The organism is Amycolatopsis pigmentata, from assembly GCF_042684065.1.
GTDB lineage: Bacteria > Actinomycetota > Actinomycetes > Mycobacteriales > Pseudonocardiaceae > Amycolatopsis_E > Amycolatopsis_E pigmentata.
Map to the genome: position 1 here is coordinate 1,028,826 of NZ_JBHUKR010000006.1, position 25,060 is coordinate 1,053,885.

Annotated in this window: 24 protein-coding genes and 1 pseudogene; 13 read left to right on the plus strand and 12 right to left on the minus strand. The window is 68.5% G+C overall.

What is annotated here, in order from left to right:
- The first annotated feature begins 6 nt into the window (after nt 1-6).
- From ACFSXZ_RS12695 to ACFSXZ_RS12710, 4 genes and pseudogenes are all read left to right on the plus strand, one after another.
- Complete coding sequence (locus ACFSXZ_RS12695; protein ID WP_378264649.1) at nt 7-474, plus strand: SRPBCC family protein; 468 nt, start codon at nt 7-9, stop codon at nt 472-474.
- A 93-nt stretch (nt 475-567) separates the two neighbouring features.
- A complete protein-coding gene (locus tag ACFSXZ_RS12700) occupies nt 568-1,194 on the plus strand; it encodes a TetR/AcrR family transcriptional regulator (RefSeq protein WP_378264651.1) in 627 nt (208 codons plus the stop codon).
- 192 nt (nt 1,195-1,386) lie between these two features.
- Nucleotides 1,387-1,515: pseudogene (locus ACFSXZ_RS12705) on the plus strand (VOC family protein); the annotation flags it as partial.
- 107 nt (nt 1,516-1,622) lie between these two features.
- Nucleotides 1,623-2,039, plus strand: a complete 417-nt coding sequence (locus ACFSXZ_RS12710; RefSeq protein ID WP_378264804.1) for a hypothetical protein — start codon at nt 1,623-1,625, stop codon at nt 2,037-2,039.
- Nucleotides 2,040-2,197: 158 nt separating this feature from the next.
- Here the strand turns inward: ACFSXZ_RS12710 and ACFSXZ_RS12715 are convergent, their stop codons facing one another.
- The gene (locus ACFSXZ_RS12715) at nt 2,198-2,461 is read right to left on the minus strand and encodes a hypothetical protein (RefSeq protein WP_378264653.1); all 264 of its coding nucleotides are present in this window, start codon (nt 2,459-2,461) and stop codon (nt 2,198-2,200) included.
- A gap of 85 nt (nt 2,462-2,546) precedes the next feature.
- Between ACFSXZ_RS12715 and ACFSXZ_RS12720 the strand changes: the two genes are divergently transcribed.
- From ACFSXZ_RS12720 to ACFSXZ_RS12735, 4 genes are read left to right on the plus strand one after another with little or no spacing between them, the layout of a single operon-like run.
- A complete protein-coding gene (locus ACFSXZ_RS12720; RefSeq protein WP_378264655.1) occupies nt 2,547-3,521 on the plus strand; it encodes an ABC transporter permease in 975 nt (324 codons plus the stop codon).
- Between the two features lie 38 nt (nt 3,522-3,559).
- Entirely contained in the window at nt 3,560-4,426 is an 867-nt protein-coding gene (locus ACFSXZ_RS12725; RefSeq protein WP_378264657.1) for an ABC transporter permease, read from the plus strand.
- Nucleotides 4,423-6,474, plus strand: a complete 2,052-nt coding sequence (locus ACFSXZ_RS12730; protein ID WP_378264659.1) for a dipeptide ABC transporter ATP-binding protein — start codon at nt 4,423-4,425, stop codon at nt 6,472-6,474. The genes ACFSXZ_RS12725 and ACFSXZ_RS12730 overlap by 4 nt, the downstream gene beginning before the upstream one ends.
- A gap of 24 nt (nt 6,475-6,498) precedes the next feature.
- Nucleotides 6,499-8,184 (plus strand): ABC transporter family substrate-binding protein, encoded by a 1,686-nt coding sequence (locus ACFSXZ_RS12735; RefSeq protein WP_378264661.1) that lies wholly within the window; start codon nt 6,499-6,501, stop codon nt 8,182-8,184.
- A gap of 64 nt (nt 8,185-8,248) precedes the next feature.
- Here the strand turns inward: ACFSXZ_RS12735 and ACFSXZ_RS12740 are convergent, their stop codons facing one another.
- The 11 genes from ACFSXZ_RS12740 to ACFSXZ_RS12790 all read right to left on the minus strand — a co-directional run bounded on the left by ACFSXZ_RS12740 (nt 8,249) and on the right by ACFSXZ_RS12790 (nt 19,679).
- Nucleotides 8,249-9,139 carry an SDR family NAD(P)-dependent oxidoreductase gene (locus ACFSXZ_RS12740; protein ID WP_378264663.1) on the minus strand — a complete coding sequence of 297 codons (891 nt, stop codon included), beginning with the start codon at nt 9,137-9,139 and terminating at the stop codon, nt 8,249-8,251.
- 162 nt (nt 9,140-9,301) lie between these two features.
- Nucleotides 9,302-10,900 carry an ABC transporter substrate-binding protein gene (locus ACFSXZ_RS12745; protein WP_378264665.1) on the minus strand — a complete coding sequence of 533 codons (1,599 nt, stop codon included), beginning with the start codon at nt 10,898-10,900 and terminating at the stop codon, nt 9,302-9,304.
- Between the two features lie 86 nt (nt 10,901-10,986).
- Nucleotides 10,987-12,024 carry an ABC transporter ATP-binding protein gene (locus ACFSXZ_RS12750; protein ID WP_378264667.1) on the minus strand — a complete coding sequence of 346 codons (1,038 nt, stop codon included), beginning with the start codon at nt 12,022-12,024 and terminating at the stop codon, nt 10,987-10,989.
- On the minus strand, nt 12,017-13,096 hold the full coding sequence (locus ACFSXZ_RS12755) for an ABC transporter ATP-binding protein (RefSeq protein WP_378264669.1): 1,080 nt from the start codon (nt 13,094-13,096) through the stop codon (nt 12,017-12,019). The genes ACFSXZ_RS12750 and ACFSXZ_RS12755 overlap by 8 nt, the downstream gene beginning before the upstream one ends.
- Entirely contained in the window at nt 13,093-14,022 is a 930-nt protein-coding gene (locus ACFSXZ_RS12760; protein WP_378264671.1) for an ABC transporter permease, read from the minus strand. The genes ACFSXZ_RS12755 and ACFSXZ_RS12760 overlap by 4 nt, the downstream gene beginning before the upstream one ends.
- A complete protein-coding gene (locus tag ACFSXZ_RS12765) occupies nt 14,019-14,966 on the minus strand; it encodes an ABC transporter permease (protein WP_378264673.1) in 948 nt (315 codons plus the stop codon). The genes ACFSXZ_RS12760 and ACFSXZ_RS12765 overlap by 4 nt, the downstream gene beginning before the upstream one ends.
- 171 nt (nt 14,967-15,137) lie before the next feature.
- A complete protein-coding gene (locus ACFSXZ_RS12770) occupies nt 15,138-15,842 on the minus strand; it encodes an IclR family transcriptional regulator (protein WP_378264675.1) in 705 nt (234 codons plus the stop codon).
- Between the two features lie 145 nt (nt 15,843-15,987).
- Nucleotides 15,988-16,416: a MaoC/PaaZ C-terminal domain-containing protein gene (locus ACFSXZ_RS12775; protein ID WP_378264677.1), complete on the minus strand. Its 429-nt coding sequence runs from the start codon at nt 16,414-16,416 to the stop codon at nt 15,988-15,990.
- Nucleotides 16,413-16,859, minus strand: a complete 447-nt coding sequence (locus tag ACFSXZ_RS12780) for an FAS1-like dehydratase domain-containing protein (RefSeq protein ID WP_378264679.1) — start codon at nt 16,857-16,859, stop codon at nt 16,413-16,415. Before ACFSXZ_RS12780 ends, ACFSXZ_RS12775 begins: the two co-directional genes overlap by 4 nt.
- On the minus strand, nt 16,856-18,523 hold the full coding sequence (locus ACFSXZ_RS12785) for an AMP-binding protein (protein ID WP_378264681.1): 1,668 nt from the start codon (nt 18,521-18,523) through the stop codon (nt 16,856-16,858). Before ACFSXZ_RS12785 ends, ACFSXZ_RS12780 begins: the two co-directional genes overlap by 4 nt.
- Complete coding sequence (locus ACFSXZ_RS12790) at nt 18,516-19,679, minus strand: acyl-CoA dehydrogenase family protein (RefSeq protein WP_378264683.1); 1,164 nt, start codon at nt 19,677-19,679, stop codon at nt 18,516-18,518. Before ACFSXZ_RS12790 ends, ACFSXZ_RS12785 begins: the two co-directional genes overlap by 8 nt.
- Nucleotides 19,680-19,805: 126 nt before the next feature.
- Here ACFSXZ_RS12790 and ACFSXZ_RS12795 point away from each other — a divergent pair, with 126 nt between their 5' ends.
- From ACFSXZ_RS12795 to ACFSXZ_RS12815, 5 genes are all read left to right on the plus strand, one after another.
- Entirely contained in the window at nt 19,806-20,696 is an 891-nt protein-coding gene (locus ACFSXZ_RS12795; RefSeq protein WP_378264685.1) for a DUF6282 family protein, read from the plus strand.
- Between the two features lie 95 nt (nt 20,697-20,791).
- Nucleotides 20,792-21,721 (plus strand): hypothetical protein, encoded by a 930-nt coding sequence (locus ACFSXZ_RS12800; protein ID WP_378264687.1) that lies wholly within the window; start codon nt 20,792-20,794, stop codon nt 21,719-21,721.
- Nucleotides 21,718-22,611 (plus strand): amidohydrolase family protein, encoded by an 894-nt coding sequence (locus ACFSXZ_RS12805; RefSeq protein WP_378264689.1) that lies wholly within the window; start codon nt 21,718-21,720, stop codon nt 22,609-22,611. The genes ACFSXZ_RS12800 and ACFSXZ_RS12805 overlap by 4 nt, the downstream gene beginning before the upstream one ends.
- A 159-nt stretch (nt 22,612-22,770) precedes the next feature.
- Nucleotides 22,771-23,331, plus strand: a complete 561-nt coding sequence (locus ACFSXZ_RS12810) for a hypothetical protein (protein ID WP_378264691.1) — start codon at nt 22,771-22,773, stop codon at nt 23,329-23,331.
- Between the two features lie 298 nt (nt 23,332-23,629).
- Entirely contained in the window at nt 23,630-25,024 is a 1,395-nt protein-coding gene (locus ACFSXZ_RS12815; protein WP_378264693.1) for a hypothetical protein, read from the plus strand.
- Nucleotides 25,025-25,060 lie beyond the last annotated feature (36 nt).

Genomic DNA, 25,060 nt, shown 5'->3' on the forward strand with positions numbered 1-25,060 from the left:
CGAGCCATGAGCAGGACTGATCGGGCGAGCCGGGTCGTCGTGGCACCACCGGCGACCGTCTACGGCGCTCTTCTCGACCGGGAGTCGGTCGAGGCATGGCTGCCGCCGGACGGCATGCGCGGGCGGATCGAACGGTGGGATCCCCGCCCTGGTGGCGGATTCCGGATGGTCCTCACCTACCTCGACCCGGTCGACAGCCCTGGCAAGACTTCGGAGGGGACCGATGTCGTCGACGTCGGTTTCGCGGAACTGGTGCCACCGGAGCGGGTGGTGCAGACCGCGGTGTTCGAGGCCGACGATCCCGCGTACGCGGGCACTATGACAATGACCTGGCAACTCACCGCCGCCGGTGACGGAACCGAGGTGACCGTCACCGCCACCGATGTGCCACCGGGCATCGACCAAGCGGCCCACGAAGCCGGGATCGCTTCCTCCCTGGCCAATCTGGCGTCGCACGTGGAAGCGGCCGGTTGACCCGGATCGGGCCCGTTCGCCGGAACATCAGTGCGGTCAGGCGCAACCGGCAGAAGCCCGGGCCGGGCCGCGGCCGGGTGCAAGAATAGGGGCGTGTCCAAAGAGGTCCAGGTCAGCGCCCCGCGCACGCGCAACCGCTGGGGGGAAGGTGAGCGGCTGCGCGGAGAGATCCTCGCCGCGGCCAGCCGGTTGCTGTCCGAGCTCGGCGGGGAGGACGGGCTGACCATCCGTGGCGTCGCCCGCGCGGCCGGTATCGCGCCGGCCAGCATCTACCAGCACTTCACCGACCGTGCCGCGCTCGTCGCGGGCCTCACCGAATACGAGTTCGCCAGGCTGCACACCGCGATGGAGGCAGCGGGGGATCGCGTCGACTCCGGCGACGTGGTGGGCCGCGTACGCGCGATGCTCCACGCCTCGTGCCGGTTCGCGATGGACAACCCAGGGCACTACCGGCTGATGACAGCCGACGGCCCGCCCCGGACCGCGCCCGGCGATCGGCGGGGCGGTCCGCTGGCCGACGTGATCGACCTGCTCGTCGCCGGCTTCGCGCGCTGCGCCGAAGCGGGCGTCGCGCTCCGGGTGCCCGCCGAACGAGCGGCCGTGATCGCGTTCGTCGGCGCGCACGGCCGCGTCGCCCTCTTCCAGAACTCCGCCAAGCACACCCAGGCGGACTCGGTGCTGTCGTTCGTCGACGAGTTCGTTTCGCTCGTCTTCGCCTGAGCCACGGCGCCTGCTCCCGATCAGGCTGGACAAGCCGGGACAAGATAACTAACATTCGTTCGGTAACTATCTGAACGATTGTTCGGTGAGTCTCGGCGAGAGCTCTGCGACGCCGGAGGTTCAGTCCACCGTGGCCCCAAGTGTCCGATGGCGCAGGAACTCCCGGTGAGTGGTGAACCCGGAAGGATCCCCATGTTTCATCTTGATCACCTCTGCCTGGGCGTCCCCGAACTGGGCGAGGGTGTTCGCCGGGTGCACGAGGAGACCGGACTCGCCCACTACGACGGTGGCGTCTTCGGTGGCGGCATCGCGAACACGATCTTCCCGCTCGGCGGGGACGCCTACCTGGAGGTCGAGGCGGTGACNNGGGGGGGGCCGCCTGGTTCGAGCGGGCCATCGCGGACGGCGACCGGTGGATGTTCTGGAGCTTGCGAGCCGACACCCTCGAGGAGATGGAAGCGGTCGCGCAGCGGCTCGGCGGCGAGGTGGCGCGCCGTCCGGGACGCGTCCAACCCGACGGCACCCAGCGCATCATCATCACCGCGCCCGGTCCCGGCCGCGCGCTCGACACGTGCTGGCGCCGGGGGCTGCCGAACTGGTTCTATCGGGAGGACCCGGCCACCAACCCGGATCGTGGAGCGGTGGAGCACGGTGACCGCGGAGCGGCCGTGACCCGCCTGGAGATCGGCGCTGACGCCGGGGAACTGCGGGAGCACATTGGTGCCGAGAGCTTCGACCGGCTGCCGCTGGAGGTCCTGCCCGGCCGGCCGGGCGTGCGTGCGGTCACGGTGCGCACTGAGTCCGGGCGCGAGGTGACGCTGCGCCGGGACCCGGCCGATCTGTAGGACCGTCGGGGAGTGCCTCACCGTCGCCGGTGCCACCATCAGACGCCGGGACCTCCACCCCGGTGCGGTGGACGCCATAGCCGGTGTCCCACCCGAGGTCACCACGGTCGCACCGGAACTTTCCCCGGTGCCGGAATCGACTTGAGCGATCAGCCGCCTCAATCGCATTTTCGAGGCGGCACCGCAGCCCTGTAAATTTCTTTCCTGCCGCCGAAAGTGAAAATTTCACCGGCGCTGAATCGTGTACCGATCGGTGCGCCCATGGTCCGGCGGATCCGGGTGGCACCTTCCTGTTCCAAGGTCGGCAAAAGACAGGAGTCGCCGGTGCGTTCCTTTGTCATCCGCGGGAACGAAGTCGGCTTCGCAATGGTGGTGTGGAGTTCGAAAACTTGCGCCGCGTGACGTTTACCGAATCGAAGCACGCGGAAATGTTGGCAACTAACCCACCTGCCTTAACCTGTGCCCCCAACACCACTACCGCCTGTGACGGAAAGGGCCGACCACCCAGTGACCGCATTCCTGGCACGACGGCTGGCGAACTACGTCGTGCTGTGCCTGATCGCGACGTTCCTGGCCTATACCCTCGCGTCGCTGACGTTCCACCCGCTCGATGTGCTGCTGACGCGTAACCCACCGCCTTCCGCGGCCACCATCGCCGCGAAGGCGCGCGACCTCCACCTCGACGAACCGTTGGTGCGGCGGTACTTCAGCTGGCTGGGCGGGGTGCTCCGCGGTGACTTCGGGCAGACCATCGACGGCGCTCCGATCACGGGCGAACTGGGCAGAAGGGTCGGGGTCAGCCTCCGGCTGTTCCTGCTGGGCACGGTGATCGGCGTCGTGGCCGGTGTGCTCGCCGGCGTGGTGAGCGCGATCCGCCGGCAGCGCTTCACCGACCACCTGATCACGATCGGCTCGTTCGTGATCCTGTCCACTCCGGTGTTCCTGCTCGGTCTGTTGCTCAAGCAGGGCGCACTGCAGATCAACCATGCCGCGGGGAGCAACGTCCTGCAGTTCACGGGCGAGGCGACGCCGAACTTCAGCGGCGGCTTCTGGGCGTCGTTGGGCGACCGCGCCGTCCACCTGATCGTGCCGACGCTGACCATCGCGCTCGGCCAGATCGCGCTCTACTCCCGTTATCAGCGCAGCGCCATGCTCGATGTGCTCGGCTCCGACTTCCTGCGCACCGCGCGGGCCAAGGGCCTGACCCACCGCAAGGCGCTGTTCAAACACGGGATGCGCACCGCGCTGATTCCGATGGCCACGCTGTTCGCGTTCGGCTTCGGCACGCTGATCACCGGCGGTGTGTTCACCGAAAACCTGTTCGGCTGGTACGGCATGGGCGATTGGCTGGTGTACGGGATCGGTCAGCAGGACACCAACATCACCGCGACGGTCACCCTCTTCGTGGCGGTCTGCATCCTGGTCTCCGGCTGGCTTTCCGACGTGCTCTACGCCGCCCTCGACCCGAGAGTGCGGGTGTGACCATGGTGATCACGCGATCTTCCCCCGAAGAAGCCCCGATGCGGACTGACGAGCGGCATCCCAGCCGCGGAAGGCTGGTTCTGCGCAGGTACCTGCGGAAGAAACTCGCCGTCGGCGGCGTCGTGGTGATCGTCGTACTGTACGGCTTGGCGTTCCTCGGTCCGTTGTTCTCTTCCTGGACGTATGCCAGCCAGGATCCCGGGGCCTACCTGTCCCCGCCAAGCGCGCGGCACTGGTTCGGCACCACCCAGATCGGCGGTGACGTGTTCGTGCAGACCATGCACGGTCTGCAGAAATCGCTCTCGATCGGTCTGCTGGTCGCGGTGGTCTCGACCGGGCTGGCCGCCGTCGTCGGGGCCGCCGCCGGATATTTCGGCGGCTGGACCGACCGGGCCCTGATGTGGGCGGTGGACCTTCTGCTGGTCCTGCCGTCGTTTCTGATCCTGGCGATCATGAGTCAGTGGCTGCGCCGTCAGGGCTGGCTGATGTTCGTGCTGATGCTCGCCGGGTTCATGTGGATGATCACCGCGCGAATGGTGCGCGGGGTGACCCTTTCGCTGAAGGAACGGGAGTTCGTGAAGGCGGCGCGCTACGCCGGTGAGGGATCGTGGCGGATCATCGCGCGGCACATTCTCCCGAACATGGCTTCGTTGCTGATCGTCGACGCGACGGTGAACGTCGGCACGGCGGTGCTTTCCGAGACCGGGCTGAGCTATTTCGGGTTCGGCGTGCAGCCGCCGGACGTTTCGCTGGGCACGCTCATCCGCGACGGCGCACCTTTCGCGCTCACGTCGCCGTGGCTGTTCCTGCCCGCCGGCCTGCTGTTGATCATCGGTGTGCTCGCGGTCAGTTTCGCCGGCGACGGCCTCCGCGACGCGCTCGACCCGAGCGGAGGGCGGTCATGACGCCGGTGCTGGAGGTCAGGGACCTCGAGGTCACGTTTCCCGCCGAGGCCGGTAAGACGGGGCGGCTGCCCGCGGTCCGTGGGTTGAGTTACCACATCGACCGTGGCGAAGCGCTGGCCATCGTCGGGGAATCCGGTTCGGGCAAGTCGGTGTCTTCGCTGGCGGTGATGGGTTTGCTGCCCCCGCACGCGCAGGTCTCCGGCTCGATCCGCTTCGACGGACGAGAGCTGACCGGGCTGGGGGACCGGGAACTGTCGGCGGTGCGGGGCAAACGGATCTCCATGGTGTTCCAGGACCCGCTGTCCGCGCTGACCCCGGTCTACACGGTCGGTGACCAGGTGGCCGAGGCGCTGCTCATCCATGGCGACCTCACCAAACAGGAGGCCTGGAAACAGGCCGTGGACCTGCTCGATCTGGTCGGCATCCCGAACGCGGGCCAGCGCGCGAAGGCCTATCCGCACGAGTTCTCGGGCGGGATGCGCCAGCGCGCGGTGATCGCGATCGCGATCGCCAACGACCCCGACCTGATCATCGCCGACGAACCGACCACCGCCCTCGACGTGACGGTGCAGGCTCAGGTGCTCGACGTGCTGCGCACCGCGCGGGAGGTCACCGGCGCGGCCATCGCGATCATCACCCACGACCTCGGCGTGGTCGCCGGTTTCGCCGACCGCGTCCTGGTGATGTATGCCGGGCGGGCCGTGGAAACCGGCCCGGTCGACGACATCTTCCACCGCCCACGAATGCCCTACACACTGGGCCTGCTCGGCTCGATTCCCCGGCTGGACGCGGAGGAGAAGCAGCCGCTCGTGCCGATCGACGGCGTGCCGCCGTCGCTGTCGGATCTGCCCCCGGGTTGTCCCTTCCAGCCGCGCTGCCCGATGGCGGTGGAGGTCTGCCGAACCCGGGAACCCGAGTTGACGCTGGTGGAACCCGGCCATGCCGCGGCCTGCGTGCGCAGCGCCGACCTCGGCGCGGCGGGGGAGGCCGCGAAGGTCTACGGGGCCGAGGTCGTCGGCGCGCCCGCCCTGGCCATCCTGCCCCGCGTGGAGCGCGCCACGGTGCTCGAGGTGGCCGGCCTGGTCAAGCACTATCCGGTGACCAAGGGCACGGTGTTGCGGCGGCGGGTGGGCACGGTCCACGCGGTGGACGGGATCTCCTTCGACATCGTCGAAGGCGAAACCCTCGGCCTGGTCGGCGAGTCAGGGTGCGGGAAGACCACCACCTTGTCGCAGATTCTGGACCTCACCGCGCCCGCCGGTGGCGCGATCAGCGTGTTCGGCCGGTCCACGGCGGCCTTGACCGCCAAGGCACGCAAGGAAATCCGTCGCGAACTCCAGGTGGTGTTCCAGGACCCGATGGCCGCGCTCGATCCCCGGCTGCCGATCGCGGACATCATCGCCGAGCCGATGCGGGTGCACGGTTATGGCAGGGAGCGGATCCGGCGGCGGGTGCTGGAACTGCTGGAACTGGTCGGTCTGCGACCCGAGCACGCGACCCGCTATCCGGCGGAATTCTCCGGCGGGCAGCGGCAACGGATCGGCATCGCGAGGGCGTTGGCGCTGGAGCCGAAGCTCGTCGTGCTGGACGAACCGGTGTCCGCATTGGACGTCTCGATCCAGGCCGGTGTGATCAACCTGCTCGACGAGCTCAAGGCGAAACTTTCCCTGTCCTATCTGTTCGTCGCGCACGACCTGTCGGTGATCCGGCACATCGCCGACCGGGTCGCCGTCATGTATCTGGGCAAGATCGTGGAAGTCGGTGCCGTGAGCACCGTGTTCGGTGATCCCGCGCATCCCTACACCCGGGCGTTGCTCTCCGCGATCCCGCTGCCGGATCCGGTCGCCGAACGCCGCCGTGAACGCATCATCCTCGCCGGCGATCTGCCGAACCCGGCCGATCCACCGTCCGGCTGCCGGTTTCGCACGCGCTGCTTCACGTTCACGGCTTTGCCCGAGGACCAGCGCGCGCGGTGCGTCGAGCAAGAACCGTTACGCACCAAGCATGACGGGGACCACGAGGTCGCCTGTCATTTTCCCGGCGTGTGAGACAAATGAGGAAGGAGAGCTTTCGTGAGGCTGTCTAGGTGGGCGGTGCTGGTGGCGCCCGTGGTGGCGGGGGCACTCGTGCTCGGCGCCTGCAGTGGAGGGGCGCAGGGCGGTGGCAACGCCCAGGTTCGCCAAATGGGCGGAATGGAGGTCAACGCGCAACCGGTGGAGAAACTCAAGGACGGCGGGAATGTCAATCTGCCGTTCTCCCAGTGGCCCGCCCAATGGAACTACAGCCAGGTCGACGGCGCTTCGGTCGACCTGTTCCTGGTCGGGCACGCGATCTTCGCCGAGCCGTTCCTCAACCAGCCCGACGGTACGGTCAAGCCCAACCCGAACTTCCTCACCTCGGCCGAGCTGATCTCCACCAGTCCTGAGGTGGCCGAGTTCAAGATCAACCCGAAGGCGAAGTGGTCGGACGGGTCCCCGGTCACCTGGAAGGACTTCCAGGCGAACTGGCAGGCGGAGAACGGCAAGAACGGAGCCTACGAACCGGCCAGCACGGCAGGCTGGGAGGACGTCGACAGCGTCGAACGCGGCGCCGACGACCAGGACGTCATCGTGCGGTTCGGCAAGCCCTACTCCGAATGGAAGGGGATCATCGGTTTCCTTTATCCGGCTTCGCATTATTCGACCCCGGATCAGTTCAACAAGGACTGGAGCGGTCAGATCCCGGTCACCGCGGGCCCGTTCCGGGTCAAGCAGCTCGATCCCACCGGGAAGGTGCTGGTGCTGGAGCGGGACCCGAACTGGTGGGGCCCGAAACCGAAGCTGGACACCATCACGTTCCGGGTGGTGACCGGAACGGCCCAGCCGCAGTCCTTCGCCAGCGGCGCGATCGACGCCGTCGACATCGGCCCGGACGTGGCGACCTTCCAGACTCTGCAACAGGATCAGACCGCGGACATCCGCAAGGCGCTCGCGCCGAACTGGCGGGTGCTGAACTTCAACGCCAAGGAGGGCACCCCACTCTCCGACGTCCGGGTGCGGATCGCGGTGATGAAGGGCATCGACCGGGCGGCCCTGGGCAAGGCCGTGATCGGCGCGATCGTGCCGGATGTCCGGCCGCTCGACAACCGGATCTACGTCGAGGGCCAGCAGGGTTACCAGGACAACGGCGCCGTCGGCAACTACGACCCGGCCGAAGCAGGCAAGGAACTCGACGCGGCGGGCTGGACGCTGCCCGCCGGGGGCAAGGTCCGGCAGAAGGACGGCAAGCCGTTGACGATCAGCCTGATGTTTCCGGCAGGCACGGCGGTGAGCGCGAACGAAGGACAGATCCTGCAGGACCAGCTGGGCAAGATCGGCATCCAGGTCACGTTCAACACGGTCGACGTCAACGCCTGGCAGACGCAGTACGTGCAGGCGGGCAACTTCGAGATGCAGAACATGACGTGGGAGGGCACGCCGTTCCCGATCAGTTCGTCCCAGGGAATGTACACCTATGACCCGAACCATACCGGCCAGAACTACGGGCGGATTCCGGACACCGAAGGCATAGGGGATCTGTTCAAGAAGGCCTACGCGGAATTCGACGACGCGGCGCGCCTGAAGATCGGCAACCAGATCGACCAGGCCCTGTGGAAGGAAGGCTTCTCGCTTCCGCTCTACCAGCGCCCGGACGCCTGGGGCGTGAAGAAGACACTCGCGAACTTCGGCGCCTTCGGTTTCGGAGCTGTCGACTACACGACCGTCGGCTGGATGAAGTAACGGGAAAGGAAAATGCCGCGGGCCGGGGAAATCCGGCCCGCGGCATCGGAACACGTCAGCGTGTTCAGCCCTTGTTCGTGTGGTCCTGCAGGTGCTTCGCGTACTCGACGAAGTCGTCCGCCAGCTGTTCGGTGGTCCAGCCGTCTTCGCGGTAGGCCACGTAGGCCTCCTTCGGGTGGGACCAGATCGCGAACTTGTCACCGCCGAAGCTGAAGTACTGACCGGTGATTCCGGCCGAGGAGTCGGAGCTCAAGTAGAGGATGATCGGCGAGACTTCTTCGACCGCGCCGGTGCCCTGGCGACGGACCTCGCGCGGGATCGGCTCACCCGCCTCGAACTTTTCGAAGGCCTCCTTGAGCGCGGGGATCGTCGCCGACATCCTGGTCAGCGCCTTCGGGACGACGGCATTCACCGTCACGTTCAGCTTCGCCAGCTCCACCGACCACACCCGGACCAGTGCGATGATGGCGGCCTTCGAAGCGGCGTAGGCGGTCTGCCCGAAGCTGCCGAGCTGACCCGCCGGTGAACCGATGAGGATCAGCCTGCCGCCGTCACCCTGCTCGCGGAACTGCCGCGCGGCGGAGCGGCCGCAGGTGATGGTGCCGCGAATGTGGCTGTCCAGCACGAGATCGAGTTCCTCGTCGGACAGCTTGAGCAGAGTCCGGTCCCGCAGGGCGCCGGCGTTGGTGCACATGACGTCCAGGCGGCCGAACTCGGACACCGCCCGTCCGACCAGCGCGTCCGCGGTTTCGGCGGTGCCGACCGCGCACACCTCGGCGACCGCGGCCCCGCCCGCCGCCGTGATGGCGCCGGCCACTTCGGCGGCGGCATCGGCGTCGATGTCGTTGACCACGACCGAAGCCCCGGCCTGGGCGAGCGCCTCGGCGTAGGCCCGGCCGAGCCCGCGACCTGATCCGGTGACGACGGCGACCTTCCCGGTCAAGTCGATCTTCATATGTTTCCGGTCCTTACTCTGTCGTTCGTACCGATCCGGCGGCAGTCACGTGGCTGCGGAAGGTATCCGCCTGCTTTCGGCCGGATCGCCTACGGTGGTCAGCCGGATCGCGGAGGAGTCAGGAGGTACTCCTCCGCGATCCGGCAGCTGGTGGAGACGTACTCAGCGACGGATCTTGATCGAGGCGAAGTCGTAGTCACCGAACTTCGGCACCTGCATTCCGGTCACGCCCTTCTTGAACGCCGCGACCCAGATGACACTGCAGACGGGAATCACCGTCGGGCCGGCATCGAAGACGTTCGTGAAGATCTGCCGCATCGGCGCCTGCCGCTGCTTCTCGTCACCGCTGGCGCGGGATTGCGCGAGCAGATCCGAAACGCCCGGCAGGTTGAAGTTGCCCGGGTTGTAGCTGCCGCCCGGCAAGTAGAAGTCGGTGACGAACTGGCTCGGGTCGGGGCGGCCGACCTGAAGCAACGACACGGCCCCGGAGAACTTGCCGGTCCTGCGGTCGGAAACCATCTGGTTGAACTCGAGCGTCTTCACCTTGGCGGTGATGCCGACTTCGGCGAGCTGGGCCTGGAAGGCCTGGGCCAGGTTCGTGTAGGTGGTGTTGGGCCCGTTCACGAGCTCGGTGCTGAAGCCGTTCGGGTATCCGGCCTGCGCGAGGAGGTCTTTGGCCTTCGCGACATCGTGGTACTTGTCCACGTTGTTGAGTTCGGGGACGTTCGGCCAGAGTCCTTCGGGGAACGGCTGGACCGCCGGGGTGCAGTTGCCACTGAAGAGGGTGTCACTGATCGCCTTGCGGTCGAAGGCGTACATCATCGCCTGGCGCACCAGCGGCTTGCTGAAGATCGGGTCACCGGTGTTCAGCAGGAGACCGTCGATCTGGGCGTTCGGCCCCTTCACCACGGTGAGCCCGTTGGTCGTGGCCTCCTTCTCCTGGCCGGGGCCGATGGTGGTGCCGTCGACCTGGCCGGAGACCACGGCGCGCAGCCGGGTCGGTTCGTCGGCGAAGACCGTCATCTCGATCCCGCCGATGGAGGTCGCCGCGGCGTTCCAGTACTTGTCGAACTTGGTGAAGGTGACCTTGCCCTGCACCAGCGACGTGAGCTGGAACGCCCCGGTGCCGACCGGCTTGGTGCCGAGATCGGGGCTGTTGAGCGCCTTCGGCGAGACCACCATGCCCGGCTCGCTGGCCAGGATGTTGAGCATGTAGCCCGACGGCGCGGAGAATTCGATGTGCACCGCGGACGGTCCGCGCGCCTCGACCTTGGTGATCGGCTTGAGCGCGGCCGCCTGCGCGCCCGACTTCCTGAACGCCTCCAGCGACGCCACGACCGCCGCGGAGTCGAACGGTGTTCCGTCGTGGAAGACGACACCCTGGCGCAGGGTCAGGTCGAGTGCCTTGTTGTCGTTGGAGAACGTCCACTGGGTGGCCAGGCCCGGCCCGAGCTCACCGGCGGGGCTGCGCTTGATCAGGCTTTCGTAGACGACGTCGAGGAAGACCGGGTCGAGCGGAGCGGACAGCCGCGGGTCGAACGAGGTGGGGTTGCCCGGGACGCCGTACTTGAGAATCGCCGTGGGGTCGAACGAACCCGCGTCGGACGAGCCCGTTCCGCCACCGCAGGCCGCGATGGCCAGCGCCGACACGGCGAGCAGGCTGATCATCCGGACGGCACGCCACTTGCGTGGACCGGATCTGCTTCGTCCATGCGGGGAAACGACCGCGGTCTGAGACCGCGCGGGGGAAGGGTGTCGCATCGTGACCTCCATTGGTCAGCTTCAACAGCATGATTCGTCGTCGGCAGGGGAGTCGACGGGAGGGGGAAGAACGGCGGCCGGGCCGGTCATCCCGACTGCCCCGCCGCGTCCGGAGCGCCGACCACCGCAGGCCCCGGCGCGGTCGGCTGATGGCGAAGGCAGGCGACCCGGCGGGTGGGGCCGATCCGCAGCAGGGGCGGGTCCTGGGTGGCGCAGGCGTCCATCGCGACCGGGCACCGGTTCCGGAACCGGCACCCGGTGGGCGGTTTCAGCGGATCCGGCAGGTCACCGTGCAGGACGGTGCGCTGCCGGGACCGCTGCAGGTCCGGGTTCGGTGCCGGCACCGCGGACAGCAGCGCCTGGGTGTAGGGATGTGTCGGCGACTCGGTGATCTCGGCCGCCGTACCCTCCTCGATGACACGTCCGAAATACATCACCGCGATCCGGTGCGCCAGGTGGCGGACTGTGGCGAAGTCGTGCGAGATCAGCACCACCGCCTGGCCGCTTTCCTCCTGGATGTCCAGCAGGAGGTTGAGAATCTCCGACCGGGTCGACAGGTCCAGTGCCGAGGTCGGCTCGTCGGCCACCAGCACGCTCGGCGACAACGCCAGCGCGCGGGCGATGCACACCCGCTGCCGCTGCCCGCCGGAGAGTTCGTCGGGCCGCCGGGAGGCGAACTCGGGATCGAGGGCGACCCGTTCGAGCAGGGGACCGGCGTGCGCGTTCATCTCGCGGCCCGAGATCCGGCGGTGCACCACCAACGGCTCGGCGACGGCGTGCCCGACGGTCTTGGTCGGATCCAGGGCGCCGTAGGGATCCTGGAAGATGAACTGCAGGCGCTCGCGCACGAGCTTGAGCGCCCGTCCGCGTGCCCGGGTGACGTCGACGCCTTCGACCTCGATGGTGCCTTCGTCGGGTTCCTGCAGCCGGGCGATCAGCTGGCCGACCGTGGTCTTGCCGGAGCCGGATTCCCCGACGATGCCCAGCGTCGTCCCGGCCTGGACCTCGAGATCGACCCCGTCGACCGCTCGTACCGTCTGAAGTGGACGGCCGAAAAGACTGCGGGTGACCGGAAAACGCTTCACCAGCCCGGTGGCCCGGACGACTGTTTCGGGCTCAGGCACGAGCCACCCCCTCGAGAGTCAAGGAACCGTCGGCGACCCGGCAGCACCGGGTGGTGTGCCCGTCGGCGAATTCGGTCTCCTTCTGGGGCTGTGCGCACGGCCCTCCGGCGTCGTGCGCACAGCGGGGCTGGAAACGGCAGCCTGCCGGGAACCGCCCGGCGGGCGGAACCCGCCCGGGGATGACATTCAGCCTCGTCCGGGGATTGCCGACCTGCGGCACCGCGGCCAGCAGCGCACTGGAGTAGGGATGCCGGGGCTGGTAGAAAAGCCCGTCGATCGAGGTGCGCTCGACCACGTGTCCGGCGTACATCACGACGACGTCGTCGCAGAAGTCCGCGACCACGCCGAGGTCGTGGGTCACCAGCATCACCGCGAGGTCGAGATCCCGTTGCAGATCCCGGAGCAGTTCGAGAATCTCGGCCTGGATGGTCACGTCCAGCGCGGTAGTCGGCTCGTCGGCGATGATCAGCTTCGGGTTGCAGGCGATTCCCGCCGCGATCATCACCCGTTGCTGCATCCCGCCGCTGAGTTCGTGCGGATAGGCCTTGACCCGCTGCTTGGCGTTCGGGATTCCGACGCGGTCGAGCAGTTCCGCCGCCTTCGCCAGCGCGGTCGCCCGGCGTTCGCCGAAATGGATCTGCCGTGCTTCGGCGATCTGGTCGCCGACGGTCGCGGTCGGGTTGAGGCTGCTCATCGGTTCCTGGAACACGATCCCGACCGGCCCGCCCCGCAGGCGGCGCAGCCGGCGTTCGCTTGCCCGCGCGAGATCCACCCCGTCGAACACGACCGAGCCGGCGCGCAGGGACATCGCGGGCGGTAGCAGCCGCAGGATGGCCATCGCGGTCAGGCTTTTCCCGCAGCCCGATTCTCCGATCAAGGCCAGAGAGCGCTTTCGGTGGAGGTCGAAGCTGACGTCTTCGACGAGGCCGCGTTGTCCGGGATCGCCGGGCAGGTCGATGGTCAGGCCCCGGACCGACAGCAACGGATCCCCGGGCGCGACGGAGTTCTCGTTGTGTCCGTCGCCTCCTGAGCCTTCCGAGCCTTTGTCGACTGTTTTCGCCGTCGCGGTCATGCCCGCCTCCTGACCCCGATGGCGTCGCGGATGGCGTCGCCGATCGTGTTGAACGCCAGCACGGTCAGCAGCAACGCCAGGCCCGGTGGCACGACCGCGTAGGGCGACTTGAACTGACTGGCGTAGGCCGCCTTGAGCATCGAACCCCAGCTCGCGTCGGGCGGCTGGACGCCGAGGCCGAGGAAACTGAGGCTCGCTTCGACCAGCAGCGCCACGCCCATCAGAATGGTCACCTGCACCATCAGCGGCGCGGCGATGTTGGGCAGGACGTGTACGGCCAGGATCCTTCGCTGCGAGGCCCCGATCGCCGTGGCCGAGCGCACGAAGGTCTCCTCGGCCACCGAGACGGCCGCCCCCCGGACCACCCGGAACATCGTGGGCGAGAAGATGATGCCGACCGCGATCATCGTGGTGACCAGGCCGGGCCCGAGGACGGCGACGATCGCCAGCGCCCCGACCAGCGCCGGGAGCGCCAGCACAGTGTCGGCCAGCCTGCTGGTGGTGGAGTCGACCCAGCCCCTGCGGACCGCCGCCAGCAACCCGAGCGGCAGGCCGATCAGCACCGCGATGCCGACCGAGATGACCGGGGCGAGGATGGTGATGCGGGACGCGACGATGATCCGGCTGGCCACGTCCCGGCCGAAGTCGTCGGTGCCGAACACGTGCGACCAACTGGGGCCGGCGAAGGCGTTGGCGAGGTTCTGGGTGTCCGGGTTGTGCGGAGCGACCAGCGGCCCCACGAACGCGAGCAGCAGCAGCAGCGCCACGAAGCCCACCGAAACCGCGCTGGCGGGCCGGCGCAGGACGACACGGACCACGTTCCCGCGCCGCTGGTTCCGGGCACGGGGGACCGGGGCGGCGGAGGCCACCTCCGGCCCGGCCGGGGACGGCCCGGCATCGCCGATCGGAAACCGGGGAGTGTTCATGAGGTTCGCACCTTCGGGTTGATCCAGCCATAGGCCAGGTCGACGATGAGATTGAGGGCCACCACGACGACCGCGCAGAAGAGCACGTAACCCTGGATCACCGGGTAGTCGCGGCTCAGCACGGAATTGACCGCCAGGGTGCCCAGCCCGGAGATCCCGACGACCGCCTCGACCACGATCGCCCCGCCGAGCAGGCGGCTGGTCTGCAGGCCCAGCACGGTGATCACCGGGATCGCCGCGTTGCGCAGGACGTGCCGGCGGATCAGCCGGGACGTGGTGGCCCCCCGCGAGCGGGCGGTCCTGATGTAGGGCCGGGTGAGCACGTCGGCGACACAACCGCGGGTGTGCCGGGCGAGTTCGGCCGCGGTGGCGAGACCGAGCGCGATCGCGGGAATCATGATGTGCGACAACCACAAGCCGAAGCCGTCTTCGATGGGCACGTAGCTGGTGGCGGGCAACCACTTCAGCGACAGGGAGAAGATCGAAACCAGGAGCATGGCGGCCCAGAAGCTCGGCATGGCGATCCCGAGCGTGGCCAGTGTGGAGACCAGCCGGTCGATCAGGCTGCCCTGGCGCAGCCCGGCGATGACGCCGGTGCCGACCCCGAGGATCACCGCGAACACGATCGCGGCCAGTGCCAGCGCCAGGGTGGGCGGTGCGGCCTCGATGATGGTCGCGGTGACCGGGCGGTTGGAGAACAGCGACTTGCCGAGATCACCGTGCAGCACTCCGCCGAGCCAGGAAAAGTACTGCTCGATCACCGGCCGGTTCAGGCCGAGCTTTTCCCGGATCTCGTTGACCTGGGCGACGGTGGCGTGCTCTCCGGCGATGACTTCGGCCGGGTCGCCGGGGATCATCTGGACCATGAGGAAAGTGACCAGAGAGACGAGCCAAAGGACGAGCAGTCCTCCGCCGAACCGGCGGATGACCATCCGTGCGTTCATAGTCACTCCGTCCGGCGCTGGGCGGTCGAGACGGCCTTCGCAACCGCGATGCGCTGCCTAAGCGATGGTCGTAAACGGATTACGGGTACGAGGTCTTGTCCGATAATAGGACTCGTTGTTTCAGATTGTGACACGTCATTCTGCATGGCGAGGCCCTTGAGGTCAAGGTGGTCAGTGGTCTCCGGCCGCGATTTGCCGGGATGCGTCGGTCAGCAGGCCTGCCACGTGCTCGACATCGACCTCGAACATGGAGACGATGCCGATCGCCGCGTCGAGCGGATTGTTTTCACTGTCGTACAAGGGCACCGCGATGCCGATCGCCCCCGCGGTGAGACCCGCGCGGGAAACCGCGTAGCCGGCCTGGCGAGCTTCCTGTACTTCGGGCGGATCGGACGGGCGGGGCTGCCGTGCCATCAGGATGGCCAGGCCGCTGGCTCCCTGGTCGAGGGGGTACCGGGCGCCGCTGTGCTGGGTCAGGTGAAAGACCGACTCCGGTGGCTCCACCACGGCGAGAGCCACCGCGTCGCCGCCCTCGGCCACGACACACTGCGCCGTCGCCCCGAGTTTCTGGGCGAGCCGGTGCAGGTGCGGGGCCGTGGTCCGGCGCAGTTCGTTGTTGACCTGGCGGGTCAGCTGCATGACGCCGAGGCCGAGCCGGTAACGTCCGGCGCCTCCTTCGGCGACCAGACGGTGCGCGCGCAACGTGGTCAGCAGCCGGTACACCGCCTGCCGGTGCACCCCGAGGGTGCTCGCCAGTTCCGCGACGGTCATGTCCCGGTTCTCGAGGGCGAGAAGCTCGAGGAGCCGCAGGCCCCGGTCGAGAGTCAGGGAACCGCTCTGCGCGGCACCGTCGTTCTCGTGGCCATCAGCGGTCATTTCTGGCACCTTCCGCAGTCCCCGGCACGTCGTCCACGACGACACGAGCCGCGCCCCACCGTATGTTGATCGTTACGCACCGCTTCCGGGGGCGGGCCGATTGGCCCGCCACCCTATCCGGCTCCCCGTGCCGCGGGCGGACGACTCACCGCACCAGCACGGTGGCCGAACCGCTCAGCACCGCGACGGCACCGTCGCGGGTGGTCGCCCGGAGCGCGACCTCCGCTCGACGCTCGCCTTCGACCTCCTCGACGCTCTCCACCTTGGCGGTCACCGAAATCGTGTCGCCCGGCCAGGTCGGTGACTGGAAGCGGGCCCGGTACCGGCGGACGTTCGGCAACCCGAACCATTCCGTGAGCACCTGACTCGCCAGTCCCATGACCAGCATCCCGTGCGACATCACGGTCGGATTCCCGGCGACCTGGGTCGAGAAGGGTTCGTCGGTGTGCAGCGGGTTGAAGTCACCGGAAGCCCCGGCGTACATCACGATCTGGGTCCGCTTGAGGTCGGAGACGACCACCTGGGACCGTTCTTCGCCTGCCGTGACCGAGGCAAGCTGGTTACTCTCGCTCATTTCGCCTCACCGGTCCCCTCGTCCGCCGCGCGCTTGACCACGGTCACGGTGGTCGACCGGGCGACCACCTTGCCGTCCGCGTCGTGGAACTCCGTGTGCCGCTCGGAAAAGTCCAGCACTCCCGAGCGTCCCTCCTTGGTCCAGGTCTTTCCCGCGCGCTTGTGGACGGTCAGGGTCTCGCCCACGCGCAACGGCCGCAGGTATTCGAATTCCTGTTCCGCGTGCAGACCGCCACGGCCGCCACCGCCGCCACCACCGGGGCCGGCGCCGGAACCGTTCCACGGCTGCCCGGGGCGCATCCGCAGGGTCCAGTCCGGATCGAAATGCGCATAGGCGATGGGGAAGGTCAGGGGCACGCCGTCGTCCGGCGGCGGGTCCGTGCCGATCGCTCGGGCGAAGGCGAGCACATGCCCGTATTCGATCGGAAAACTCCGGTCGTTCATTGTTGTTCCTCCTCGATTTTGACCGCCAGCTCGCGCGCGAGCGTGCGGTTGAGCTTGCCCGCCGGGGTGCGCGGGATCCCGTCGGTGCGGATCAGCCGCCGCGGGTGTTTGTAGCGGGCCAGTTCCTCGTTCAGGTGCGCGGTCAGTTCCTCGTCGGAGATCCCCTTCAGCGCCGCGGCCGGTGCGATGAGCGCCGTGACCCGCTGGCCCCACCGGGGATCCGGGACGCCGAACACGGCCGCGTCGGTGATCTCCGGATGGGCCAGCAGCGCCTGCTCGACCTCCTCGGGGAAGACTTTCTCCCCACCGGTGTTGATCACTCCGTCGCCGCGGCCGAGCAACACGAGCTTGCCATCGGCGTCGAGCGTCGCGAGGTCGCCGGGGATCGCGTACCGGACTCCGTCGATGACCCGCCAGGTGCGCGCGGTGCGCTCCGGGTCACCGAGGTAGCCCACCGGCTGCGGCCCGGCACTGGCCAGCACGCCGACCTGACCACTGCCCGGGACGACATCCTGGTCGTTCTCGTCGAGCAACCGGGCGACCGGCGCGAGCGTGAACCGGCTGTCCGCCAGATCGGCTTCGCTGCGGGCCTCCGCGTTGGCGAACGGCCCGCCTTCCGAAGCGGAGATGTTGTCGGCCAACAGCATCGACCCACGGGCGAGCAGGGCGCGTTTGACGTCGATGCTCCAGGCCACGCCGGAGCTGCCGATGCGTCTCAGACTCGAGATGTCGTAAGGCTTTCCCGCCTGCTCGGCCTCGGCGAGCGCGGCGACCAGCGGCCTGCCGAAGGCGTCCCCGACGATGACCATCTCGGTGACTCCGTACTTCTGCACGACCCCCCAGACCTCGTGCCCGTCCAGCGACCGGGAAGTACAGAAGCAGATGGTGCCGCCGGCCAGGAGCGTGCGTGTGGTGTTGAAGAACCCGGTGCCATGCATCAGCGGCGACATCGGCAGGATGACCGGAACGTTGCCCTGCTCGGCCAGCGCGCGGACGCCCTCTCGCACCTCGTCCGCGGTGGTCGGCACGGTCAGGCCGTTGAGCCGGAACACCGCGGTCAAGATCCCGAGCAGACCGTTCCGGTCCCAGATCACGCCCTTCGGGCGGCCGGTGGTGCCGCCGGTGAGCAGGATGATCCCGTCCGTGCTCCCGGGGTCGCCGGTCCAGGGCAGTTCCGGCCCGGTGGTGGCGGCCTCGTCGTAGGAGATCGCGGGTTCGGCCACCTCCGGCCCGACCTGCAGGACCGCTTTCAGCCGGGGGAGCGAACCGGTGACGTGCCGGACCCGGTCGGCGAGACCGTCGTCGTAGACGAGCGCGGCGGCCTCGACGTAGTTCAGGACGTATTCCAGCTCCGGTTCCCGGTACCGGTAGTTGATGTTGACCGGGATCGCGCCCAGCAGGAACGCGGCGAGCACGGTTTCCAGGTACTCGGGGCCGTTGTGCAGGCCGACCGCGACGGTGTTCCCCGCTCCGACGCCACGATCCTTCAGCAGCGCGGCGATCCGGCTCGCCCTGGAGTGCAGTTCGGCGTAGGTGAGGCGGCGGTCGCCTTGGACGACGGCGAGGCGTTCCGCGGCGACCTCGCCCGCGGCATGCAATGCCGCCGCGAGACTCATCCGCATCCCGCCGGCGGGTGTCGTGCCGGTCTGGCTTGAGCTAGGCAAGATGTCCTCCGATCCGCGTGTACCCGCGCAGGAGGTCACGGGAGACGATCATGCGCTGGACCTCGTCGGTGCCCTCGAAGATCCGCATGACCCGCACCGCGCGATACCACCATTCGAGCGGGAGATCCTTGGTGTAGCCCATGCCGCCGTGAATTTGCAGCGCCCGGTCCACGACCCGGCCCGCCATCGCGGTGCAGAACAGCTTGGCCGTCGCGGCCGAATGCCTGCCGTCGGCGCCCCGGTCCACGTCCCAGGCGGCGCGCAGCGCGAGCCAGCGCCCGGCTTCCAGTTCGGTTTCCGAGTCGGCGATCATCCACTGGATCGCCTGGTTGGTGCCGAGTTTGCGGCCGAAGGTCTCGCGGACACCGGCGTAGTCGACGGCCATCCGCAGGCACCGCTCGGCGATCCCGACACACTGCGCCGCGATGCCGAACCGGCCCTTGCCCACCCAGCGCATGGCGAGTTCGAACCCCTTGCCCACCTCGCCGAGGACCGCGGTGCCCGGCACCCGGACGTCGTCGAAGAACAGCGTCGCGGGCTCGTGCCAGCTGCCCATGGTCGCGATCGGCGTGGACGTCCAGCCCGCCGCCCGGTCCACCAGGAACGCGGTGATCCCGCGGCCGCCGGACTCGGTGACGGCGAACACGATGGCGTAGTCGGCGTCGTTTCCGTTGGTGATGAAGGTTTTCTGACCGCGGATCAGCCAGTCGTCACCGTCGCGCCGCGCGGCGGTGCTGATGGCCGAGGCGTCGGATCCCGCGCCGGGTTCGGTGAGCGCGAAGCATCCGAGCCGGTCGCCCTCGATCGTCGGCACGAGGTACTCGTCCCGCTGTTCCGGAGAGGCCTCGAAAAGGATGTTGTCGGCGCCGCCGCCGAACCGGAACGGGACACACGTGGTGGCCAGTTCGGTCTGCACGAGCGACCGGGTCACGGCGGGCAGGTCCATCCCGCCGTACTCTTCCGGCGTGCTCAGGCCCCAGAAGCCGAATTCGCGAGCCTTGGCCTGCAGCGCCCGCAACTCGTCCTGGGGCAGGCCGGGTTCGCCGAAACTTTCACGGCGCAGGAACTCGGGCTCCAGCGGAGCGAGCTCACGCGCGACGAACCTCCGGACGGTGTCACGGATGTCGCGCTGCTCGTCGTCGAGCTCGAAGTCCATCCGGTCACTCCTGTCGCGGGGCGATTTCCTTGCACTGCCTTAGTTTCTCGATTAACGTACACCACGTCCGGATTTCGTTACAACAATCGCCTCTGGTGCCGTTTCGGACGGGGGTTGGAGACGCTGATGCCCGCTTCCACGGCAGTCGAACGAGTACTGCACGGCTTGGTCGACCTGCACTGCCATTCCGGACCGAACCCGCTGCCGCGGCGCTTCGATCACGTCGAGGCCGCGCGGGACGGGGCTCGCCTGGGGATGCGGGCCCTGCTGGCCAAATCGCACCACCACAACACAGTGATGGATCTGCTGGCGATGAAGCAACAGCTGGACGGTCTGTCCACTCAGGTCTTCGGCGGAATCGCCCTGAACCAGTGGGTCGGCGGGATCAACCCGTACGCGGTCGAGCTGAGCCTGCGCATGGGCGGCCGGGCCGTGTGGTTTCCCACCGTGTCGTCATCGGCTCACGTCGAGCATCACCGCTCCGGCGGCGGGTTCCCTTCGCCGACGATTCCGCTGAGCGGTGCCCAGACCGACATCCGGGGCGAGGACGGCGAGTTCCTGCCCGAGGTGTACCGGGTGCTCGACCTGATCGTGGAGGCCGGCGCGCTGCTCTCCGCCGGTCACCTGCCCTCCGACGACGTGCTCGCGCTGTTCACCGTCGCGGCCGAACGCGGAGTGCGCCGGATGGTGCTGAGCCATCCCAACTTCCTGATCGGCTCGGACGCGGCCCGGTGCCGGGAGTTCACCGCGCTCGGCGCCTACATCGAGCACGAGACCAGCATGTACGACCCGGAGGTCGCGCAGGCGCGCGGCGGGCCCGACGTGCTCATGCGGTGGATCGAAGAAGTCGGTCCCGAGCACACCGTGCTCGCGTCCGATCTGGGGCAGCGCGGGCGGCCGATGCCGGTGGACTCCTTCATCCGGGTCGGCGGCGCGCTTCTCGATCTCGGCTTGCCGGAGAAGGATCTCCGGATGATCGTGCGCGACAACCCGTCTTTCCTCTTGGCTCTGGACTGACCCACCCGTCTCCCACCACCCTCAACCGACGCGCGTCGCGCGGCCCGTTTCACCCTTGGACTCCGGCGCCGTGGCGCCTTTGCGGAAGGACGATCGTGTACAGCTCCGACGATCCCCGGGCGAGCCTGGCCACCAGCGCCGGTGTCCGGTCCGACGACCCGGTCGCGGCCTTGGCGACCTTCGAACTGCTGAACCTGCCCCCGGCCGAGGTGTCGGAGCGGGGGAGCCGCACCTGGTTCGTTCGCGGCCAGAACTTCGTCCTCGCCTTCACGCGTGCCGTCGCGGGTGACGCGTTGATCCGCTCCGCGGAGCAGCAACCGCACGAATACGTCCTCCTGGCGCCGCACGACGGGCAGACGGCGGAGATCGCGCACGGCGCTTCCGACCGCGCGTCCTTGCGGGACAAGGGAATCGCGATCATTCCCGCCGGAGACAGCAGTGTCACGCTGGACACCGACGCGGACGTGGTGCGCCTGTTCGACGTGCGCACCACCGATCTGCTTCCGTTGTGCCACAACGCGGACAGCTACCAGGAGCCACATCCCCGGGTCGCTCCGCTCGCCCCGTGGCCGGACCCGGTCGGCGGACCGAGGATCCGGATCTACCAGAACGCCGATCATCCGCTGCAAACGGGCCGTTTCGGCCGCCTTTTCCGGTCCAGCGCCTTCATGGTCAATTTCGGGGACCCCAAGGACGGCCCCCGGAACCCGGACCGGCTTTCCCCGCACCACCACGACGATTTCGAGCAGTGCTCGCTGACCGTGGCCGGGGACTACGTCCACCACGTGCGCACGCCGTGGACGGCGAAGCTGTCCCAGTGGCGGCCCGACGAACACGCCGAAGTCGGCAGCCCCAGCGTCGCCATCATCCCGCCGCCGAGCGAGCACACCAGCCAGGCCGTCGGCGAGGGCAAGCACCTGCTCATCGACATCTTCAGCCCGCCGCGCGCGGATTTCTCGGCCAAACCGGGCTGGGTCCTCAACGCCGACGAGTATCCGGCGCCCGGCGAACTGCCGAGCCGATGACCGCGATGCTGGTCGACGCGCACGCCCACCTGGTCACCGACGATCCCGCGTATCCGCCCTCGCCGGCGGCGGGCACGCCGGCCGGGGACAACCTGATGACCGCCGAGCGGTTGCTCGACGCGCTGCGCGGCCAGGGCGCCACGGCCGCGATCGCGGTCCAACGGGCTCACGTCTACGGCTACGACAACAGTTACGTTTTGGATTCGGCACGCAGATATCCCGATCGGCTGCGGGCGATGTGCGTGATCGACGCGCAGGCCGTGGACGCCGGGCGGACCGTGCGCGAACTCGCCGCACGCGGCGCGGCCGCGATCCGGCTGACCGCGCCGGGCGGGAACCGGTTCTCCGGGACACCCGGTGCCGACTGGCTGGCCGGCGCGGAGGCACGGCGAGTCTGGGCCGCCGTTTCCGAGACGGGGCTGTCGATGTGCCTGCACGTCTATCGCTGGAACCGCGGTGACGTACTGCGCGCGCTGCCCGCCGTCGCCCGCGAGTTCCCGGACGTGCCGGTGGTCCTCGACCACGTGGCCGCCCTGGATGTGGAGGAGCCACCGCCCTATCCGGAGGCCGATCTGCTGCTGGCGCTGGCCGAACTGCCGCGGGTGTATTTCAAGGTGACCACGTTGAACTTCGCCCGCATCCTCGCGGCAGGCCGCGACCCGGAGCCGCTTGTCACGTGGCTGGCCGGACATTTCGGACCCGACCGGCTGTTGTGGGGTTCCGACGTCACCCAGACCCGCGGCACCTACGACGACATGTGGGCGATCGCCCGGCGCGCGGTCTCCGGCCTTCCCGGGCCGGACGCGGCGAAGATCCTCGGTGGCACCGCGGCCGGGCTCTACGGCCTGCGCCCGGCCGGCGACGCGTCGGGCACCGCGAATTCGGCCTGAGCGGTCGTGGTTCCGCGTCCCTTTTCGCCCCCCACGGTGATTTCTCCGTCCACGACACGGTCACCGTCCCGATCGAGTGAGGAAAAGGGGGCCGCGACTCGTGCGGCGTGATAGTCACTGACGCATGACACCGTGCGACCGCGATCCGGGGAACGGCCAGTGACACCGGACAACTTCCACGATTTCTTCCTGGCGTCCGCCGGTGTGGCGGGCGCCTTGATCGGACTGCTGTTCGTGGCCATTTCCGTCTCCCAGGAAAGGCTGGTGGAAAGGGGCGAGACACAGATTCACCGCGTGCGGGCCTCGGCGGCGCTCACCTCGTTCCTCAACGCCCTGGCGGTTTCCCTGTTCGCGCTGGTCCCGGGAGACCAGATCGGGTTCGCCGCGCTGGTGGTGGCCATTCTCGGGCTCCTGTTCGTGGTGGCGTCCTTGCTGTCGTTGATCCGGGTCCAGGGAGTGGGCTGGCGGGACGCACGTGACGTGATTTTCCTGCTCGGGCTGGTGGCCGTTTTCGTGATCCAGTTGCTGGCAGGTCTGGACGTCGCCGGTCAGCCTGCCGACGTGGCCATGGTGGGCACCATCGCGGTTCTGGTCATTGTCTGTTTTTTCATCGGGATCGCGCGCGCCTGGGAACTGATCGGCGGGCCGTCCATCGCGTTAGGACACGAGATCGGCACTTTGGTGCGCAAGCGCGACGACCACCGGGGTGAGGACCAATAGCCTTCCCTCGGCCGTGCGCGCACCGCCGCCATCACCGGCGGCGGCCCGCGGTTCCTCGCCCGACGACTCCGGCATGACGCCGGGACGGCCGTGCGAGTAAGCGCTTACTCGACCAGATGCCGACCCGGGCGGTGCCGAAAAATCGGGGGAGGGTGGGCCGATTTCGCTCCCGTGACGGACGCGCCGAAGAAGATCGTGAAGTCCGTGCGCGAGTCTAGGCGGGCATGGGGGGAGACACCGGTGATCACCCGCTATGATCGCCGGGCCACGAGGCCCAGACCCTACCAAGGATAACTACATGGAAACCGAGAGCGACCGGCGGGCGTCTTCCGCAGACATCATCAGCAACGCCGCCCATGGTGCCCGCTTGGTCATGTTGGACACTATGGAAGAGAAGGTCCGGTATGCCTGCGAGGCACTGGACCGACCGTCGACATCGGAAGTGATCGCCTTCCTCAAGAACTACGGTGTGGTGACCAATCCCCGGCGCGAGCGCTACTCCGTGTCCACGCTGGTGGACAACTGGCGCAAGGAACGCGGACTGAGCGACACCGGGGACCTTCCGCGCATGTCCGACGAGATGCTGACCGCGCTCGACCGCCGTCGTACCGAAGAAAAGGACGCCACCACCACTGAGGTCAAGCCGGTGAACGAAGAGGCGGACACCATCACCATCGCTTCGGTCGGCGCCGCGGACGCCCGGCCCGACACCGTCACCGAGGCGAAGCCGGCGAACGACGCTACCGAGGCCGAGCCGGCGAAGGAGGCGGAAGCCGTCACTCCGGTCAAGCCGGCGGAAAGCGACGCGGAGACCGTGGCCGATGCCCCGGCCGAGCCGGCCAGCGAAACGAAGGCTCTCACCCTCATTCAGCCCAAGTCGATGGAGGTGGCGGACCCCGCTCCGGCGATGGACGCCGAAGCGGAAATCGTCGTCGAAAAGGCTCCGCCGCAGGCCGAGCAGCCCCGTCCCCGGGGCAAGCGGACTTCGCCCGAGGGGTCGCGCGGTTTCTACCTCGTGGCATTCATGTCCCTGCTGGTGTCCGTGGACACCTCGTGGCGGTTCTTCGGAACCAAGCTGGGCATCACGAGCATTCCGGAACGCGCCGCGATGTTCGCCGTGGTCGAGGTCGCCCTCATCGCGTGCGGGTTCGCGATGCGCGCCGGAATCCGGAGCCAGAGCGGCAAACCCGGCCCCGCCCGCCTGATCCTGTGGGCGCTCTGCGCCGCGTCCGGCTACATGGCCTTCGACCTCGCCGGTCCGGTGTCCGGCCTGGCGCGCGTCGCGCTGGGACCGGTGCTCGGGGTGGTCATGCTGCACCTGGCGCTCGGGATCGAACTTCGCCACGCGCGTCGCCGGGTCACCACGTGGGCCCGGGTCAGCCGTGAGCTGAAGGAGCGGTTCCTGTCCCGGCTCGGTCTCGGTGACGACGAGCGGGACGCGCTGGCCCGTACGCGTGATCGCGCGGCTCGCCGTGCGGCGCACCTCGCCCGCGCGTCGTGGTTCACCCCGTTCCGGAAGCACCGTCTCGCTCGCGCTCTGCGCGCCGCGAACGCGGCTCACGACGACCGGATGCGGTCCCGGCTGATGGCGGAGCTGGCGGCGGTCCAGCACGCCGACGAGCTGCGGCGGCTCGACCTCGCGTCCCCGTGGTCGGACTCGCTGAGCAGCAGCCTCAAGTATCTCAAGCGCTGATTCCGCTTACCGGGGCCCGGTTTTCGCATGCGACGC